17 protein-coding genes are annotated in these 16,782 nt (G+C 66.4%); 6 read left to right on the top strand and 11 right to left on the bottom strand.

All coding sequences use genetic code 11. The annotated features are described in order from the left end of the window. Nucleotides 1–7: 7 nt before the first annotated feature. The 9 genes from ABIC51_RS14340 to ABIC51_RS14300 form a co-directional block, all read right to left on the bottom strand. Nucleotides 8–1,273, bottom strand: coding sequence for a pilus assembly protein TadG-related protein (locus ABIC51_RS14340; RefSeq protein WP_175853980.1), 1,266 nt, complete (start codon nt 1,271–1,273; stop codon nt 8–10). A 25-nt stretch (nt 1,274–1,298) separates the two neighbouring features. Then, nucleotides 1,299–1,595: a hypothetical protein gene (locus tag ABIC51_RS14335; RefSeq protein WP_027792722.1), complete on the bottom strand. Its 297-nt coding sequence runs from the start codon at nt 1,593–1,595 to the stop codon at nt 1,299–1,301. Nucleotides 1,596–1,615: 20 nt separating this feature from the next. Then, nucleotides 1,616–3,541 carry a type II and III secretion system protein family protein gene (locus ABIC51_RS14330; RefSeq protein ID WP_175899545.1) on the bottom strand — a complete coding sequence of 642 codons (1,926 nt, stop codon included), beginning with the start codon at nt 3,539–3,541 and terminating at the stop codon, nt 1,616–1,618. A 97-nt stretch (nt 3,542–3,638) separates the two neighbouring features. Further along, complete coding sequence (cpaB, locus tag ABIC51_RS14325; RefSeq protein WP_027792724.1) at nt 3,639–4,478, bottom strand: Flp pilus assembly protein CpaB; 840 nt, start codon at nt 4,476–4,478, stop codon at nt 3,639–3,641. 35 nt (nt 4,479–4,513) lie between these two features. Then, nucleotides 4,514–5,914 (bottom strand): DUF8689 domain-containing protein, encoded by a 1,401-nt coding sequence (locus tag ABIC51_RS14320; RefSeq protein ID WP_175899546.1) that lies wholly within the window; start codon nt 5,912–5,914, stop codon nt 4,514–4,516. Nucleotides 5,915–5,946: 32 nt separating this feature from the next. Then, the gene (locus ABIC51_RS14315) at nt 5,947–6,486 is read right to left on the bottom strand and encodes an A24 family peptidase (RefSeq protein WP_175899548.1); all 540 of its coding nucleotides are present in this window, start codon (nt 6,484–6,486) and stop codon (nt 5,947–5,949) included. Between the two features lie 28 nt (nt 6,487–6,514). Beyond that, nucleotides 6,515–6,670 (bottom strand): Flp family type IVb pilin, encoded by a 156-nt coding sequence (locus tag ABIC51_RS14310; RefSeq protein WP_226128560.1) that lies wholly within the window; start codon nt 6,668–6,670, stop codon nt 6,515–6,517. Nucleotides 6,671–6,812: 142 nt separating this feature from the next. After that, a complete protein-coding gene (locus ABIC51_RS14305; protein WP_021156632.1) occupies nt 6,813–6,995 on the bottom strand; it encodes a Flp family type IVb pilin in 183 nt (60 codons plus the stop codon). 140 nt (nt 6,996–7,135) lie between these two features. Beyond that, nucleotides 7,136–7,327: a Flp family type IVb pilin gene (locus ABIC51_RS14300; RefSeq protein ID WP_027792728.1), complete on the bottom strand. Its 192-nt coding sequence runs from the start codon at nt 7,325–7,327 to the stop codon at nt 7,136–7,138. A 1,062-nt stretch (nt 7,328–8,389) separates the two neighbouring features. On the opposite strand from ABIC51_RS14300, the gene ABIC51_RS14295 reads away from it, so the two are divergent. From ABIC51_RS14295 to ABIC51_RS14270, 6 genes are all read left to right on the top strand, one after another. After that, on the top strand, nt 8,390–9,631 hold the full coding sequence (locus ABIC51_RS14295; RefSeq protein ID WP_027792729.1) for a glycosyltransferase family 87 protein: 1,242 nt from the start codon (nt 8,390–8,392) through the stop codon (nt 9,629–9,631). Next, complete coding sequence (locus ABIC51_RS14290; RefSeq protein ID WP_175899552.1) at nt 9,628–11,007, top strand: glycosyltransferase family 87 protein; 1,380 nt, start codon at nt 9,628–9,630, stop codon at nt 11,005–11,007. The genes ABIC51_RS14295 and ABIC51_RS14290 overlap by 4 nt, the downstream gene beginning before the upstream one ends. Nucleotides 11,008–11,031: 24 nt before the next feature. Then, nucleotides 11,032–12,075, top strand: a complete 1,044-nt coding sequence (locus ABIC51_RS14285; RefSeq protein WP_059699392.1) for a glycosyltransferase family 2 protein — start codon at nt 11,032–11,034, stop codon at nt 12,073–12,075. A 15-nt stretch (nt 12,076–12,090) separates the two neighbouring features. After that, complete coding sequence (locus tag ABIC51_RS14280) at nt 12,091–12,474, top strand: GtrA family protein (protein WP_027792732.1); 384 nt, start codon at nt 12,091–12,093, stop codon at nt 12,472–12,474. A gap of 296 nt (nt 12,475–12,770) precedes the next feature. Continuing rightward, nucleotides 12,771–13,274 carry an inclusion body family protein gene (locus tag ABIC51_RS14275; protein ID WP_027792733.1) on the top strand — a complete coding sequence of 168 codons (504 nt, stop codon included), beginning with the start codon at nt 12,771–12,773 and terminating at the stop codon, nt 13,272–13,274. A 65-nt stretch (nt 13,275–13,339) separates the two neighbouring features. Beyond that, nucleotides 13,340–14,230 (top strand): AidA/PixA family protein, encoded by an 891-nt coding sequence (locus tag ABIC51_RS14270; protein ID WP_175899555.1) that lies wholly within the window; start codon nt 13,340–13,342, stop codon nt 14,228–14,230. A gap of 28 nt (nt 14,231–14,258) precedes the next feature. Here ABIC51_RS14270 and ABIC51_RS14265 read toward each other — a convergent pair whose 3' ends face one another. Together ABIC51_RS14265 and ABIC51_RS14260 are read right to left on the bottom strand one after the other, a co-directional pair. Further along, a complete protein-coding gene (locus ABIC51_RS14265; RefSeq protein ID WP_175899557.1) occupies nt 14,259–15,197 on the bottom strand; it encodes an ABC transporter substrate-binding protein in 939 nt (312 codons plus the stop codon). A gap of 119 nt (nt 15,198–15,316) precedes the next feature. Beyond that, entirely contained in the window at nt 15,317–16,435 is a 1,119-nt protein-coding gene (locus ABIC51_RS14260; RefSeq protein ID WP_175853968.1) for a TauD/TfdA family dioxygenase, read from the bottom strand. Nucleotides 16,436–16,782 lie beyond the last annotated feature (347 nt).

The following is a 16,782-nucleotide window of genomic DNA, read 5'->3' as shown; positions in this document are numbered from 1 at the left end:
CTTCTCCCTATTGAACGAGCATCGGCACCTGGACCCCGGACGCGCTGCCGTCGCCGGGCAAGCCGTGCGTCGCGCACGGATTGTTGCCGGAGACGGACGAGCCGAGGTACTCGAGGTGCGCTATGACGGGGCCACTGCCGGAGCTGAACGGCAGGGGATCGAGCATCAGCACGCAATCCCATTGCGTGACGTGTACCTTGCCGCTGCTGCCCGTCAGCGATGAGCAGTCGCCTTCCGGCGCGAGCGCGACACGGCGGTCGCCGCCATAGGTCTGGTAGTTGCTCGCCGTCACGGTGCCGTTGGTGGAGATCCCGCTCCCCGACGGCGGCGCGCCGTCGCCCTGGTAGGGCTTGAAGGTCGTGCGGTCGGCGACGAACTGCGTGTACGCATCACCCTTGATGCCCGCCGTTCCGGGCGGCCCGTAGTTCGGGCCGACATACGCGTAGCCGGTGAAGTCGGGCTGGCCGCTCGAGCCGTTCGCGCCGTTCGTATAGATGCCGAAGCGCGTATTCCAGGCGCGGAGCGACGCCGACTTCAGGCCGGTGGTGCCGAGGTCGGGCGGGCTCGTGATATTGCAGGTGTTGCCCGACAGCTCGCTCGCGATGGCCGGTTCGTTCGTCGAGCCGTCGAGTGCCGCCCAGCCGAAGTTGCCGGGCCCGTAGGACGAACCGGACGGCGACGTGATCCAGTCGCCGACGTTGTAGGGCGGCGCGCCCGTCGCCCGGCACACGAACACCGGGATCGCGCACGCCGTCTGCCCGCCGCCGACCGTCGCGATCGCGCTCGCCGACACTGTGGCCGCGTTCGCGAGCTTGGTGCCCGGCAGCACGTTCAGCACCTCGATGAACCAGTGCGCGATGTTGCTCAATGTCGCGGTGCACTGCACGTACTTGATGTTCGCCGGCGTCGTGACCGAGTCCTTCGTCAGGAACGGATTGGTCAGCGAGTCGCTGAACGTGACGTTCGAATTCGTCGCCATCTGCACCGACTTGTTCTGGAAGAACACGAAATTCAGGTGCCCGGCGGCGATACCGTTCGCCTCGGCCACCGACAGGCTGATGGCTGAAGTCAGGTCACGCGCAGCCGACAGCGCGCATGCATCGGCGCTGTTCTGCAGTTCGCTGCGCGTGACGTACAGCTTGCCGAGATCCAGCGCGAGACCGACGAACCCGATCATCACCGCCAGTGCGAGACCGACGATGATCGCGACGGCACCGCGCTGGCGATGCAGGCTGCGACGCATGACTTTCGGATAGCGGGCTGCGCTGTTCATGGCGTTCTCCCTGAGCGTGCCGTCGTTACTGGGTGGCCTTGCCGATGCCGATCACGAACGCGTTCGTGGGCGGATCGACCTGCTTGAACGACTTTTCGTAGTTGTCGAGCGCCGACGCTGCCGCGCCGCCGTCGACCACCGTCGTCGCGGCCGCGTGTTCGGCGGCATGCGGGTCGATGATCTGGGCCTGCGTCACGGCGCGGACCGATTCGCCGAAGCGGGTGTCCCACACCGGGGTCGACGACATGCAGCCGGCAAGCGCGAAGGCGAGCGGTGCGGCGAGCGCCGCACGGCGCACGAATACGAGGTAGGCGGATTTCATGAGTGTCCCCTTGGATGGCATCAACGATCGGTGGGCTCGGATTCCGAGCGTGCGACCTGCGCGTGGGCAGCCGCCGGGAGCCGGTGCGTCGGCTGGGCCGGTGTGGCCGGGCCGGCCGCGGCAAGACGCGCGGCGGTGGCTTCAATGCGCGCGACACGGGCTGCGTTGGCTGCGTTCGCCGCGTTGGCCGCGTCGGGCCGTGGCACGGCAGCCGCCACCGGCGCGGGCGTCTTCTGCGGCTCGGCCGGTACCGGCGGCTGCGCGTCCGCGCCTTGCGGCACACGCGGTGCGGGCAGCGCGGCGGCCGCGGCGGCCGGGGCATCCGGTTGCGGCGCCGGTGCGGGCGCCTGAGCCGGTGCCTGCGGGGCAGTTGCCGCGCCGTTCGCCGGCTGTGCGCCAGGCTTGCGGACGCCGCCGCGGCCTTCCATGTTGCCCGTCGCGTACACGTCGACTTCGTTCGGCTTCGAGAAGCTGTCGGTCGGCAGCGGCACGTCGGCGGTCTGCAGCGGCTTCACCAGGTGCGGCGTGATCAGGAAGATCAGCTCGGTGCGATCCTGCTGGAACGACGTGCTGCGGAACAACGCGCCGAGCACCGGCACTTCGCCCACACCCGGGAGCGCCTTCAGCGCGCCGGTCACGTTGTCCTTGATCAGCCCGCCGATCGCGAACGATTCGCCGTCGCTCATCTGCACCGTCGTCGATGCGCGCCGCGTCGTGATCAGCGGCAGGATCGACGTGCCGCCGATGTTGGTCGAGCTCAGCGTGACGCCCGTCGCCGACAGTTCCGACACTTCCGGCGCGACCTTCAGGCTGATCCGGCCGTTCGCCAGCACCGTCGGCGTGAACTTCAGCGCGACGCCGAATTCCTCTTCCTGCAGCGTGATCGACGACGTGCCGTTGCCGCTGCTCTGTGGAATCGGGATGAAGATCTTGCCGCCGGCGAGGAACGTCGCTTCCTGGCCGCTGATCGTCACGAGATTCGGCTCCGCGAGGATCTTGACCAGGTTGTCGGTGTTCTGTGCGTCGGCCGCGAGGTTGAACGGTTTGTTGTTCGCCTTGCTGAACGCGACGCCGCTTGCGACGCCCGCGAGCAGGTTGCTGACCAGCGCCCCGCTCCACGAACCGAACCCGCCCTGGATGTTGAGCGCGCTGCCCATCTGGTTGATCAGCGTCTTCGACACCTCGGCCACCTTCACCTCGAGCATCACCTGCTGCGGCGACGTGACGGCCAGCATGTTCAGCACGCCGCTGCCGCTTTGCTTGCCGCCCGCGGCCGGGTCGCCGGCGCTGTCGCCGTAGGCGCGCGCGATCTGCACGGCCTGCTGCGCCGCCTGCGAGCTCGACACGGTGCCCGACAGCACGATCGTGCCGGCCGCGGTCGTCACGCGGATGTCGCGCTCGTTCGGCATCAGCTGCTGCAGCGACGCCTGCAGGCCGCCTGCATCCGCGCCGACTGCCACATCGATCACGCGGCACGCACCGCTCTTGCCCTGCACGATCATGTTCGTCGTGCCGACCGCGAGCCCGAGGATGTACAGCGTCTGCGGCGACACCATCGTGGCCTGCGCGACGGCCGGATTGCCGATCGTCCGGTTACGGACCGGCTCCGGCATCGGCACCAGCAGCGACTTGCCGAGCGGCACGCTGACGCTGGTCGATTCGCGCACCGCGCCGACGCAATTCGGCCCGCGCAGCGGGCCCGCCGATGCGGCGGGTGCGGCGGCCGCAACCGGCCCCATGCTGATCGTCATCTGCATCGGCCCCTTGCCGACCGCGGCGGGCGCGCTGGCGCCGCCCTTCGTCAGCGCCGCCGACTCGACGCCTTCCTGTGCGAGTGCGCCATAAACCGTGAGCCATCCCGAACAAAGGATCGCGGCCATCATCGTGCCCCGTGCGACGCGTGTGCGCAGCGGGCCGGTATCCGTGCATTGCGGTTTGATCTTCATTTCGTCTGATCCCCCGAGAGACCGGCTCCGTGCCGGTTATCGACTTCCAGGGCCGCCGTGTTGCCGGCGGCCGTTTATGTAACTGTGTTGATCTGCTTCAGAAACACTCGATGCTGCCCCTTACGCCCGTCAGCACGCCGACGCAGTCGCGCCGCGCTTCCGGCGCCGCATGCGATGCGACGTGCACGCGTACCGTCCGTACGCGAGCGGGCGCCGCGGGCGCTTCGGGTGCGGGCTCCTTGCCGAGCAGCGTCATCTTGGTCGCCCCGTCGGTGTTCAGCGTCTTCTGGTCGACCTGGTTGCGCAGCACGAGCGACAGCGTGCCGACGCTGCGCGCGAGGTCGAGCCGTTCGGCCTGGTCGGGCGTGACTTCCAGCGTCACCGCGTTGACGACCTTCGGCGCCGTGTCGTCGCGGCTCACCTGCTGCGCGACGGCGAGCACGAGGATGTGCTCGAGCACGATCTTCGAGATGCTCTGCCCGTCGGTCTTGCCCTGCTGTTCCTGCGTGTTGACGATCACGTCGACGTAGTTGCCCGGCAGCGCGAAGCCCGCGACGCCGACCACGTCGTTCACGCGCACCGTGATCGCGCGGCTGCCGTCCGAGATCACCGCGGACAGCCCGCCCTTCGTGCCGACCGGCGCGAGCTTCGACTCGATCACCGGCTCGTCCCGCGACAGGCTGGTGCGTACCACGCGCCCTTCGAGCGCCTTGGTATCGGTGAACGCGCCGGTCGGCACGCTGCCCGACGGCCAGCTCACCATGCGGATCTGGTTCGGCCCGAGTGGTTCGCCCAGGTTCAGGTCGGTGGCCGCCACCGCAACCGACGTGACCGAACTCGTGGATGTCTGCATCAGCCAGTGGGACGCGAACACGACCGCGGCAAGACCCGCGACCATCGCGACGACCAGCATCAGGATCGCTCGACTGTTTTTCATGGCAATGCTCCTCGACGAATCGTGAAAGAAACGGCTCAACCGGTGATGAAGGTGCGTCCACCGCGCTCGACGGGCGGCGGATGGACGCCGTCCCGTTCAGGTCCCGCGCCGAAATAGCTCGCCCACGCGTCGTACAGTGCGTCGTGCGTCACCTCGAGCGGATCGCCGCGATAGCGCGCGCCGGCGGCGACGAGTCGCAGCAGGTCTGCCGGGAAGCACGCGAGAAACGCCTTGCCGGTCGGCAGATGCAGCCGGTGCAGCAAGTAGTCGAATGCATCGCTCGCCGCGACGAGTCCCAGCGATGCGCAGGCCGCGTCGAACACCGCGCGGTAGTTGTCGATCGACAGCGCGCCGACGTGGATCTTCGAGCCGAGGCGGCGCATGAATGCGTCGTCGCAGAACTGTTCGGGCGCCAGGTTGCTCGAGAACACGGGCCAGACGTCGAACGGCATCACGAAGCGGTTGCCGGATTCGAGCGTCATGAAATCGACGCCACGATCGAGCGGGCGCAGCCAGCGGTTGAGCAGGTCGCGCGGCTCGACGCGCTGGCGGCCGAGATCGTCGACGACGTACATGCCCATGTTCGCCTTCATGTGCGGCGGTGCCTGGTAGAAGCCCGCGGCTTCGTCGCGGCGCAGGTCGAGCTCGTCGAGCGTCAGTTCGCCGCCGGACATCACGACCGGCCGCTCGCACAGGCGCCAGCGGCGATCGACCGACTGGCCGCCGGGCTGCGATGCCGCGTCGACATGCACGAGCGGGTCGTGGATCTGGATCACTTCGCCGGCCGCGCAGATCGCGTGCGGCACCGGCACGTAACCGCGCATCAGCGAACCGAGCCGCTCGGCGAGGAAGGTCTTGCCGCTGCCCGCCGGGCCGTAGATCAGCAGCGGACGGCCCGCGTTGAGCGCCGCGGCCGCCGCGTCGAGCACCGACGTGTCGATCACGATGTCTTCGAAGGCGGCCCACACGTCGCTCTGGCCGATGTGCAGCTTGCGCACCGAATGAGCCGCCACGCATTCGAGATACGCGTCGAGCGTCACCGGCGCGGGCCCGCTGTAGCCGCTGCGCGCCCGTTCCTCGAGCGCCAGCACGCGGCCCGCGTCGGTCAGGCGGAACGTCACGTCGAGATCGGTCGCGCCGCGATGGGTGAGTTCGACGAGGTGCTCGCGCACCAGGAACGCAAAGACGTCGTCGAGCACCGCGAGCGGCAGGCAGTGCCGCTCGACCAGGTCGCCGTACGACGGGCGGCCGAGCATCAGCGTCGACTTCAGCACGAGGCCGGCAACGAACGTCTTGCTCAGTCCCGTTTCGTCGAGCGAGCGCGGCGCGGCCGGCAATTGCGCGCCCAGCTTCGTGTGAGCCTCCCGCGACGGCACCGGATCGGGCAGATGGGCCACCTGCGCGTCGCGTCTCGGTTCGGTATGGTTCGTGTTCATGGTCGTTCGATCCTCGTTGCGGGTGCGTCGCGCTAGGTGTGCGACGCGAACAGCATGGCCAGCGTGCCGGCCGCGATCGCTACGCCATACGGCAGCGAGCCGACCGATGCGATTTCCGCAGGGCCGTCGGCGGCCTCCCCGCGCGTTCCTCGCGAATGCCGCGCGATCAGTGCGCGGACGTTCGCCCACATCTGGCGCATCCGGCCGCGCAACAGCACGACCGCGAGCGCACCGATCCCGCCGACCAGGAACGTGGCCAGCACGATGTAACAGGTCATTTCCGCGCCGACCCATGCGCCGATCGCGAGCATCAGCTTCACGTCGCCGGCCGCCATCCCGCGCAGCAGGTAGAACGGCAGCAGCAGCGCGAAGCCGGTCGCCGCGCCGGCAAGCCAGGCGAGTGCGCCTGCCAGGACGCCGTGCAGCACGCACTGGGCGACCAGCGCGCCCGCCAGGCCGATCGCGACAAGGCCGTTCGGGATGCGGCGGGCCGCGATGTCCGTGCCGGCCGCGGATACCGCGAGCAGCGTCACGCACAACGGAATCGGGTAAGACGGCGCAACGGGCAACATGGCGAACCTCGCTGGGCGAATCGAAGGATCAGGAAACCATTGCCAGCGCAGTGGCCACGGCGGCCGTGACGGCCGTTGCGATCACCGCGTACGTATTGGCAAGCGAGCCTTTCGGCGTGACGACGCTGCCCAGCACCGCGACGGCGAACGTCGCCGCGACGGACGCATATCCGATCGACGTCATACCCTGCTCCGCGCCGATCCTGGGGCTTGCGACACGCACCCTGGTTTGCATGATGGTCTCCGGTTTCCGGTCATCCGATGCGTGGGAGCGGCTCGATCGCTGCACCGGCCGAACCGTCCGCACGCTCTGCTTTTCAACGGCCTCACACGGCCGCGGTCAGGTCGGCAGCGATCGTGGTGAACACGGTCTTCAGCTGCGTGCCGACCGCCGTGACCGCCACGATGATGCCGACCGCGATCAGTGCTGCGATCAGGCCGTATTCGATGGCGGTCACGCCGTCTTCGTCGCGAACGAAACGGGCGGCTTGTTGAATGAACTTGGTCATGATGATCTCCTTGCGTGGTGACTTTCAAAGTCCTCGCGTGCCGGCTGGTCGGTTGACCGTGCATCGATACGTCGAGGTAGGGTGTTGTTGCCGTGTGGTGTCGACGAGCGATTCGAATGCTCCGTTCGTCGTACCGTCCATCAGAGTGCTGTTACCGCCGAGTCCAGACTCGAGGCGATCGTGCTGAACACGGTCGACAGGTCTGTACCGATCGCCGTCAGCGCGGCGACGATGCCGAGCGCGATCAGCGCGGCGATCAGGCCGTACTCGATGGCCGTCACGCCTTCCCGATCCTCGACGAACCAGGCGATCTTTTCGATGACTCTTGTCATAAGTACTCTCCTTTCGGACTGCTATTAAATACCCTTCGTCTTGTGCGACGTCGGGACGGGCACCACCGGCACTACGCGAAAAATCGGAACGCGACGCTCAGCTGCGGGAACGGGGATGCACGTCCCTGTCCGCGCGAACGGGTATCAGTGAGGCAGAATGCGAGAGAGGCGTGTACGGTGCGAGGGGTCGGACAAGCCGGACAAGCCGGGCAATCCGGTCGACCGGAACGGCACGACTGCCGTTCGACGCATGGAATCCAGATGAACGGGAAACAATCTCCCGGATAAGCTGCAATATGTTTTTAATCCGGTTCTCGAACCGTGATGTGCTGTGGTCTTTCATTTTTATTCCCCATATTCGGCCATGCCGACTTTTTATTGCCCTGACGATACCTGGGCTCATTGGTCACTCGACGAAGGCTTGCACGGTTGATCGACCTGGAGCTGCATGTTCCCCGACGCGCTCCGGCCCTTCTTTCCGCCGGTGATTCCGATGCGGGTTCCGTCTGTCTTTTGCCGGAACCGCCCGGTCGTCACCTCGTCGACTGCCGTGCCAACGCTTACGCAAAGAGCAGGCCACCTCGAGCGGAATCGAGGCGCATCAAGGGTTCCGGCGATGCCCGCGTTCGCCGGCCCGGGGCCCGGCGCGTGAAATGTTTCAAAATTGATATATGTTTCCGCGCAAGCGTTGCAAGCCTGAATGCCTGCCGCCGCGCTCCGCAAAGGAGCAAAAATTTTTACTCGGGACTTTCCCGCACACGCGAAACGACCGGCGTCTCGTGTGGCCGGCGGGATGCGGAGCCGGTCAAATTGGCCGAATGTTTCAAAGCAGAAACACGAAATCCGGAAATGTCGATTTCTCATACCTGAAAACACGGTTTTCACGTGCGTCACCGGTCAATCCGGATTCCGGATTTCAGGGGGCGATTTGCATCACGCGATTTTTTCTTCAACAATGAATTCACCGGACGACGCGATTTCAGTGCGATTCGATCCGCAGGCACGACAGAACATGAAACGGCTGCCACAAACCATGCAGCCTCTACACACATACGGGGAATCATGTACACAGCCAATCGTGGGTCGCGCGTTCGCGCAATACGCTGTGCTCAATGGCTCACAGCCGACCGGATCGTTCCGTACAGCTGCATCATGCTGATGCTCTTCGCCGCGTTGCTGATTGTCTGGGGCTTCGTGACGAACGGCTTCACGTCGAACGCCGCCGTCCGCCCGGGCGTCGACTTCTCCGTTTTCTGGACCGCATCGCACCTGGTGTTGCAAGGCCATGCCGCATCGGCCTACGACCCTTCCTTGTTCCTGCAGGCCGAGCTCGCACAATTCGACACGTATTTGCAGCACCGGTCGCTTCCCTGGCTCTATCCGCCGACGATGTTGCTGTTCATCGCTCCGGTTGCCCTTGTGCCTTTCCTGCCCGCATATTTCCTCTTTTTCGCGGGCAGTCTTTTATGCTACGCGTTCGCCGTCTCGCGGTTGTCGGGATTGCGCGCGCATCTTCCGGTGCCGCACGCCGCGGCGATCGTCGTGGTCGCGTATTCGGCCGTGTGCATGTCCGCGCTGTTCGGCCAGAACAGCATCCTGACCGCCGGCCTCGCCGCACTCGCGCTGCATCTGCTCGGCAAGCGCCCGGTCGCGGCCGGCGTACTGATCGGGCTGCTCGCGATCAAGCCGCAGCTGGCGGTGGTGTTCCCGTTCGCGCTGATCGCGGCGCGCGCGTGGCGCACGTTCGCGGCGGCGGCAATCAGCGCAACGCTGTTCGCGGCGGCCGGGATCGCGCTGACCGGTACGGGCGCACTGCATGGGCTGGGCGACGCCGTGGCGACGGTGCGCGGCCAGCACTTCATGCTGCCGTCCTACTGGCTCGCTTCGCCGACGCCGTTCGCCGCGCTGCGGCTCTCGGGCTTCCCGGTGCCGGCTGCCCTGGCCGCGCAGGCCGTGATCGCGCTGCTCGCGATCGCGGCGACCGTCGATGTCTGGCGGCGCACGCCCGACATGCGCTTGCGCGGCGCGGCACTGGCCGTCGCCACCTTGCTGACTACACCCTATCTGTGGCACTACGAGCTGACCTGGCTCGGGATCGCGATCTTCTGCCTGATCGCCCATGGCCTCGATGAAGGCTGGCTGCCCGGCGACCAGGCCGTGATCGTGCTCGCCTGGCTGCTGCCGATCTTCGAAATGCTGAACCGCTTGATGAAGCTGCCGCAGATCGGCCCGATCGTGCTGCTTGCGGTGCTGTTCGTCGTCGTTCGCCGCGCCGCGCAGTGCTCGCCCCGGAGCTCGCGATGAAAACGCCCCATTCCGTTTTCCACGCCCGTCCCGAGACGGATGCGCACCCGGAACTCCCGATCGCCGGCCCGCGCCGTTACCCTCACTGGCTCAATCGCGATCGGGTGCGCGTCTATGCCGGCGCCGCGTTGCTGGCCGAACTGCTGTTCATCGGCATCTACATCGCCCGAATGTATTTGCAGCATGGCGCCGCGCTGGTGCCGCTTTCGCAGGATTTCTCCGCGATCTGGAGCGCGGCATGGCTCGCCGCGCACGGGCGTGCCGCCGACGTCTGGCATTTCAGCGCGTTGTTCACGATCCAGCAACTCGCCGTCCCGGGAATGAATCTCGAGGACGGCATGCTCCTGTGGCTCTATCCGCCCAGCATGCTGTTGCTGGTCCTGCCGCTCGGCTGGCTTCCGTACACGCCGGCCGTCGTGCTCTGGCTCGGCGTCACGTATGTGCTGTTCGCCGTCGTCATTCATGCGACCGTGCAGCGCGGCACCGCATGGCTGTGCGCGCTGGCCTTCCCCGCCGCATTCATTACCGTCGTCATCGGGCAAACCAGCCTGTTTACAGCGACGCTCGGCGGCCTCGGCCTGTTGCTGCTGAAGCGCCGGCCCGTCGTGGCCGGGATCTGCTTCGGCTTGCTGATGATGAAACCGCAGATCGCCATCCTGTTCCCGCTCGCGCTGCTGTGCGCCGGCCAGTGGCGTACGTTGGCCGCGTGGGCCGCGACGATCGTCGCCTGCGTCGCGCTCGCCACGCTCGCGTTCGGCACCGACTCGTGGATCGCGTTCGCACACGGGATGCACGATGTCTACCAGGTCATCAGCACCGGCCATGCGAAGCTCGCGCGGATGCCGACCCTGTTCGCGCTGGCCGCGATGGCAGGCCTGCCCGCTTCCGTCGCCAGCGGCCTTCAACTGCTGTCGGCCGCGGTCGCCGCGATCGCGGTCGTCTATGCGTGGCGCGGCGACTGCGCGTACGCGCTGCGCGCCGCGACGCTCGCGTGCGCGTGCCTGCTCGTCAGCCCCTATCTGTACGACTACGACCTGACCTGGTACGGCCTCGTGATCGCGTGGTACGCACGTTATGCGTGGACGCACGGCTGGCGGCGCTTCGACCGTGAATGGCTGACGCTGCTGTGGCTGATGCCGCTCGCGGGCCTCGCGGTCGTGCCGCATCTGTCGTTCCAGTTCATGCCGCTCGTCACGCTGGCGTCGCTTGGGGTGCTCGTCAGCCGGATCGCCCGGGACCGGCGCGACGTGCCGTCGATGCCGGACGCACGCGACCACTCGACCGACACCGCGTTCACCCATTCGGCAAGAACGCACCACCGCCCGGCGTACGGATTGCGCCGCACCGGCCGACCGACCATCGGCGTGCATCGGTGAAGCGACATCACAGGGGAAATCATCATGCGGGAACCACTCTATATACCGCTCGTATCGCTGGTCGTGCCGTTCTATAACGAAGGCGAGGCCGTCGAGCGCTTCTTCGACGTCGTGATGCCGTTGATGACGTCCATCGACGGCATCCGGTTCGAGATCGTCTGCGTGAACGACGGCAGCCGCGACGACACGCTCGAGCGGCTGATCCGGATCGGCGCCGGCGAACGGCGCGTGCGGGTGATCGACCTGACCCGCAACTTCGGCAAGGAAGCGGCGCTCACAGCCGGTCTCGACGAAGCCCTCGGCGACGCGGTGATCCCGCTCGACGCCGACCTGCAGGACCCGCCCAGCCTGATTCCGGTGATGATCGAACACTGGCGCGACGGTGCGGAAGTCGTCGCCGCGAAGCGCAGCAACCGCGCGTGCGATTCGTTCGCGAAGCGCACGGCGGCCGCGATCTACTATCGCGTGCATAACCTGCTGTCGGACGTGAAACTGCCGGAGAACGTCGGCGATTTCCGGCTGATGGACCGCAAGGTCGTGAATGCGCTGCGCAGCCTGCCCGAGCGGCATCGCTTCATGAAGGGGCTGTTCGCGTGGGTCGGCTACCGGACGGTCATCGTCGAATACCAGCGTGACGCGCGTAGTGCCGGACACTCGAAATTTTCCGGCTGGAAGCTGTGGAATTTCGCGCTGGAAGGCATCACCAGCTTCAGCACCGTGCCGCTGCGCAGCTGGACCTACATCGGCGTCGGCATCGCCGCGCTCGCGTTCCTGTACGGCGCGTTCATCATCCTCCGCACACTGCTGTTCGGCAATCCGGTGCTCGGCTACGCGTCGCTGATCTCGGTCACGCTGTTCATCGGCGGGATCGAGCTCATCGGGATCGGTGTCGTCGGCGAATACATCGGGCGGATCTACGACGAGTCGAAGCAACGGCCCGTCTACCTGATCCGCCGCCGCTACCAGACGCACGGCAAGGTGGTCGAACTGCGGGTCGCGCGCGATGCGCGCCGCCAGAGCGCTCGCCGGCGCGTGCAGCCGACCCGTGCGCGGATCGGCGAACGCTGACGCGCGGCGACGGCCATGATCGGCCTGCTCGATGCCGAGCGCACGCGCCTCGTGCGCTTCGGCGTGTCCGGCCTCTGCTCGACCGCGATCCACACGCTGGTCGCGGCGGCGCTGTTCGCACAGTTCGACGCAACGCTGGTGACGGCGAACACGATCGCGTTCCTCTGCGCGACGGCGTTCTCGTATCTCGCGAACACGCTGTGGAGCTTTTCGTCGACGGTGCGCACGCGCAACGCGGTGCGCTTTCTCGCCGTCACGCTCGCCGGCTTCGTCGAAACCCTGCTGCTCGCGCGTGCGGCCGAAGCGCTCGACGTGTCCCGCGCAATGAGCATCGTCGCGATCGCGTTGCTGATTCCGCCGACGACGTTCCTGCTGCACCGGCTCTGGACCTACCGGTAAACGCCCCTCCCCGCCGCCCCCGAAAATAATCGGCCATTCAATTAACAGATTCAATGTCGGCATATTTATGTCACGCATGAATCCGATTGATTCCGATTTTAAAATTACCGCCCGAAACAAATTAAATACCCTGTTTACTTTTACAGCTTCCAGAAACAACCGAACGGGATAATCTGCCTTCGCCATCTCGCCAGCACGGGCATCGAACGGCGACGGGCCTTGCAGGACAAGGCAATGGCGGCTGCGCGACGAAATTCGCGCAACAATAATTCCCATTCATTCAAACGGGAGCTTCTATGTCACGCGTTACCGATGTGCTCGTCTCTTTCGATACTGAAACCATCCTCAAAAAATATCCGAATCCCAGCAAGAATCCGAATAGCCCGACGCTGATCGACTGGAAGCACGTGTACATGGTCACCAACCAGGACAACGTGGTGTCCGGGCAGGCGGGCGGCGAACTCGACCTGAAGGCGCAGGTCGGCGACCTGATCCGCTGGCGTGAAACGAGCCTGTCGCTGGGCTTCGAGAACCAGGTGGTGTTCTACAAGTTCATCGGCAACGTCGGCAACGAACTGATCTCGACGCCGACGCCGCGCGTCGCGGAAGCGTCGATCCCGGTGCCGAACACCAGCAAGCCCGAGGTGCCGACCTGCCAGAAGGTCGCGAACTACTACTGGTCGTCGGAATGCCTGAAGGTCGGCCGCGTGACTTACCACTTCCAGTTCCAGATCATCGATCGCAACTGCCAGAGCCAGGGCTGCTTCTCGTGGGATCCGTTCATCTCGATCCATAACTGATCGCGGCAGGCGGGCGGCCGCGCGGCGGCTGCCCGCATCAACCCCTTGTTGCGGAGGAAGCGCTCATGCCTGGTCTTCGTTCCGATGTGCTCGTGATCGTCGACGCCGTCACGCTGCTGTCGGCCTACCCGGAGGCGAGCCGGGACCCCGACGCGCCGACCGTGATCGACGGCCGGCACCTCTACGTGGTGAGCCCCGGCGACGCCGCGCAGCTCGGCCACAACGACAGCCGGCTCTTCACCGGGCTGTCGCCGGGAGACCAGTTGCGCCTGCGCGAGACCGCGCTGGCACTGCGCGCCGAGGCGAGCGTGCTGTTCGTCCGGTTCGCGTTGAAGGATGCGGGCATCGTCGCGCCGTTCGAAGCCGAAGTACGCGACGCGGCCGCGCCGGTACCCGATGCCGACGACCTGCTGCATCCGCCGTGCCATCCGATGAAGGACCACTACTGGCGCAGCGACGTGCTGGCCGCGGGCGCCACCACGTGCACGGCCGATTTCGCCGTGTTCGACCGCGACGGCACCGTATCGGGCTATTTCCGCTGGGAAACGTCGATCGAGATCGGCGCCGGCCAGCCGGCCGAGAAACAGCCGGATTTCAAGCCGTCGTCGGATCGCAACGGCAACTTCACGCTGCCGCCGGATACCGCGTTCAAGGCGATCTTCTACGCGAATGCCGCCGACCGGCAGGACCTCAGGCTCTTCATCGACGATGCGCCGGAACCGGCCGCGTCGTTCACCGGCAACAGCGAGGACGGCGTCAGGCTGTTCACGCTGAACTCGAAGGGCGGCAAGATCCGGATCGACGCGTTCGCCAACGGCAGGAAATCCGCGACCGATGCGCGTCTCGCGCCGCTGTCCGCGGGCGACACCGTCTGGCTCGGCTGGCTCGGCGCCGAGGACGGCGCCGATGCCGACTACAACGACGGGATCGTGATCCTGCAGTGGCCGATCACCTGAGCATCGCGGCAATCGGCACCCGGGCGGTTCAGGTGCGCGGCAGCCCCGGCGGATTGGTCTGCGACCGGTCGATCTCTTCGGCGTCGAGACTCCAGCGGCCGAGTACCTTCCGGTAGCTGCCGTTCGCGATCAGCGCATTGATCGCGACCGTCAGCGGATCGGCGAGGCCGCTGCCCTTGCGCGTCGTGATCGCGATGTCCGCGGTGCGCGGCCAGCCGCCGCTCACGGTGCCGATCAGCTTCGCGTCGCCGCGCAGCGATGCCTGGTACGCGAGCATCGAGTTCACGCTGAAGATCGTGTCGACGCGCCCTGACTGCAGCGCGACCCAGCGCTCCGCCGCATCCGCGTAGTACTGGATCTCGACCGGCGCGAGGCCGCGCGCGACGTTCTGCCGGTTCCATTCGAGCAGGATCTTTTCCTGGTTCGTGCCCGAATCGGTCACGACGCGCAGCCCGGCAACGTCCTTCGGCTCGCGAATCGACGCGATCCGGCTGCCGTTCTTCACGTAGAAGCCGAGCTGATCCTTCCGGTAGGTCGAGAAGTCGAATTTCTCCTTGCGCTGTTCGGTCACCGTCACGTTCGAGATCACCGCGTCGACCTTGCCGGACTGCAGCGCGAGCGGCCAGTCGGCCCACGAGAGCGGCACGATCTTCAGCTTGCGGCCGATGCTGTCGGCGACGAGCTGGGCGAGATCGGGATCGAAGCCGACGACCGTTCGCGCATCGGTCGCATAGGTGCTGAGCGGCGGCAGGTTCGGCGCGATGCCGATCGTCAACGTGCCCGCTTCGGCAAACCGGTAGCCGGCCGGCAATGCCTGCTCGACCGCCGGGTTCACGGTGCCGCGCTGCCGGCCCGGCTGCTCGGGGCTCAGGTCGAACGTCGTGGCCTGCGCGGCGACGCTGCCGCCGAGCAGGACGGCGGCCAGCGTGCGAGCGATGCGTGCTGCGGGAATTGCTGTTCTTCTCATGTCTTCTGGATTCCTTGATGTTTGACGACGCGTGTGCCGAACGCGGGCGGCGCCGAACGATGCTCACCGCCCGTTCGCCGCCCTTCGCCGCCCTTCTCCTCCCGGCGTTCCCGGTACGCTCACGCGGGCGTCGCCTCGAGTTCGGCGGCGGCCGCGCGTTGCGGCGCCGGTTGCGTGACCGGCGACGGGCGCGTCGCGTGCGCGTCGCCCGCATACAGCGCCTTCGGATCGAAGACCCGCGCCTGCAAGGGCGTGAATGCGCGGAAGTTCCAGAGGCTGCGCGCGACGAACACGCGCTGCACCCAGCGGAATGCCCGGTCGTTCTCGTCGTATTGCGGATCGAAACGGTCGCGCGAATGCAGCGTGAAATGGTTGTTGATCAGCACCAGCTTGCCGGGCTGTACCTGCACGCCGAACGACACTTCGCGCACCGCGCGATACAGGTTGGCCAGCGCCTGCTGCGCACGCGCATTGACCGCCAGCACCATGTCCGGATAGAACGCGACCGTCACGCGCGGCGCGTCGAGCGGCCCCGACAGCACCGCGCTCAGGTCGGTATTGTCGCGCGGCGTCGGCGCGGCGCCGCGCCACCGGTACGGCACGCGGATGATGTAGTGCTCGCCGTAGAGTTGCGCGATGTCGTCCGGCGACAGCAGCTGCAGCGCGCGGCGCGCGTCGGCGAGCCGCGTGTACGGGCCGCCGCCGGCTTCGCTGCGCACGCCGAGCAGCAGCAACGCGAACGGCGACGTGTCTCCTTCCGGCATGTGCGCCTGCGCGGCGTTCTCGATATGGAAATCGAGCTCGACCTCGGAGCCGAGGCCCGTGTAGTCGCGTGCGGTCGCCTTGTGCGGCGTGAGGTTGTTCACGAGCTCGCGGCCTTCGTGCGCGATCGAATACGGCTCGCCGGCCAGCGTGCTCAGGGCGACCAGCACGTTCTCGCTCAACACGCCGGCCTTGAACGAGCGGCCGGTCTCCTCGAACCTCGGGCTGCCCTTCACGTCGTCGTCGATCGGCAGGTTGTCAATCTCGATCGAGCCGTGCGCGTCGGCGGTCGGTGCCTTCGCGCGATCGAACGCGTCGACGATCCGGTCGGGAAACGCGTTGTAGGCGAGCTTGCGCACCGCGCTGATGTAGCCCGCGCCGCCGGCCGGATCGTAGGCCAGTGCGCCGAGCGTCTTCCGGATGTGACCGGACTCCGCTGCCGTCAAGACGATGCGTTCATCTGCGAGATAGGTCATAGGTCTCTCGTATAAAGATCGGGGTTCGAAGAGCGGCATGGCACTGCCGCCGCGCGTTGCCGTCCTCGGGGCGCAGCGCTCGACAAGACTAGGAGACCGACATTGCATTGCGAAATGATATTAAATCTATTGCTAACAAAAATTTTCGATATAAGTTCAGCAATCCCGGCGGCGGCGATCGCGCCGCGTCTTAACACGAAAGGTGGTTAAAAAATCGCTGGTTATTATTTGTATTCGTTAGCAGGTCGATGCTAGTTTTCTGTCGGATTCGACGATGCGGCCGGCCGTCGATCGGCAGCCGGCGCCCTTCCTCCGCCCTACGGAAATCTGCCCGATGACCCGATTCC

The organism is Burkholderia sp. 572 (assembly GCF_040545135.1).
Lineage (GTDB): Bacteria > Pseudomonadota > Gammaproteobacteria > Burkholderiales > Burkholderiaceae > Burkholderia > Burkholderia cepacia.
Note: the sequence above shows the minus strand (reverse complement) of the source record. Positions and strands in the feature narration are given on the sequence as shown.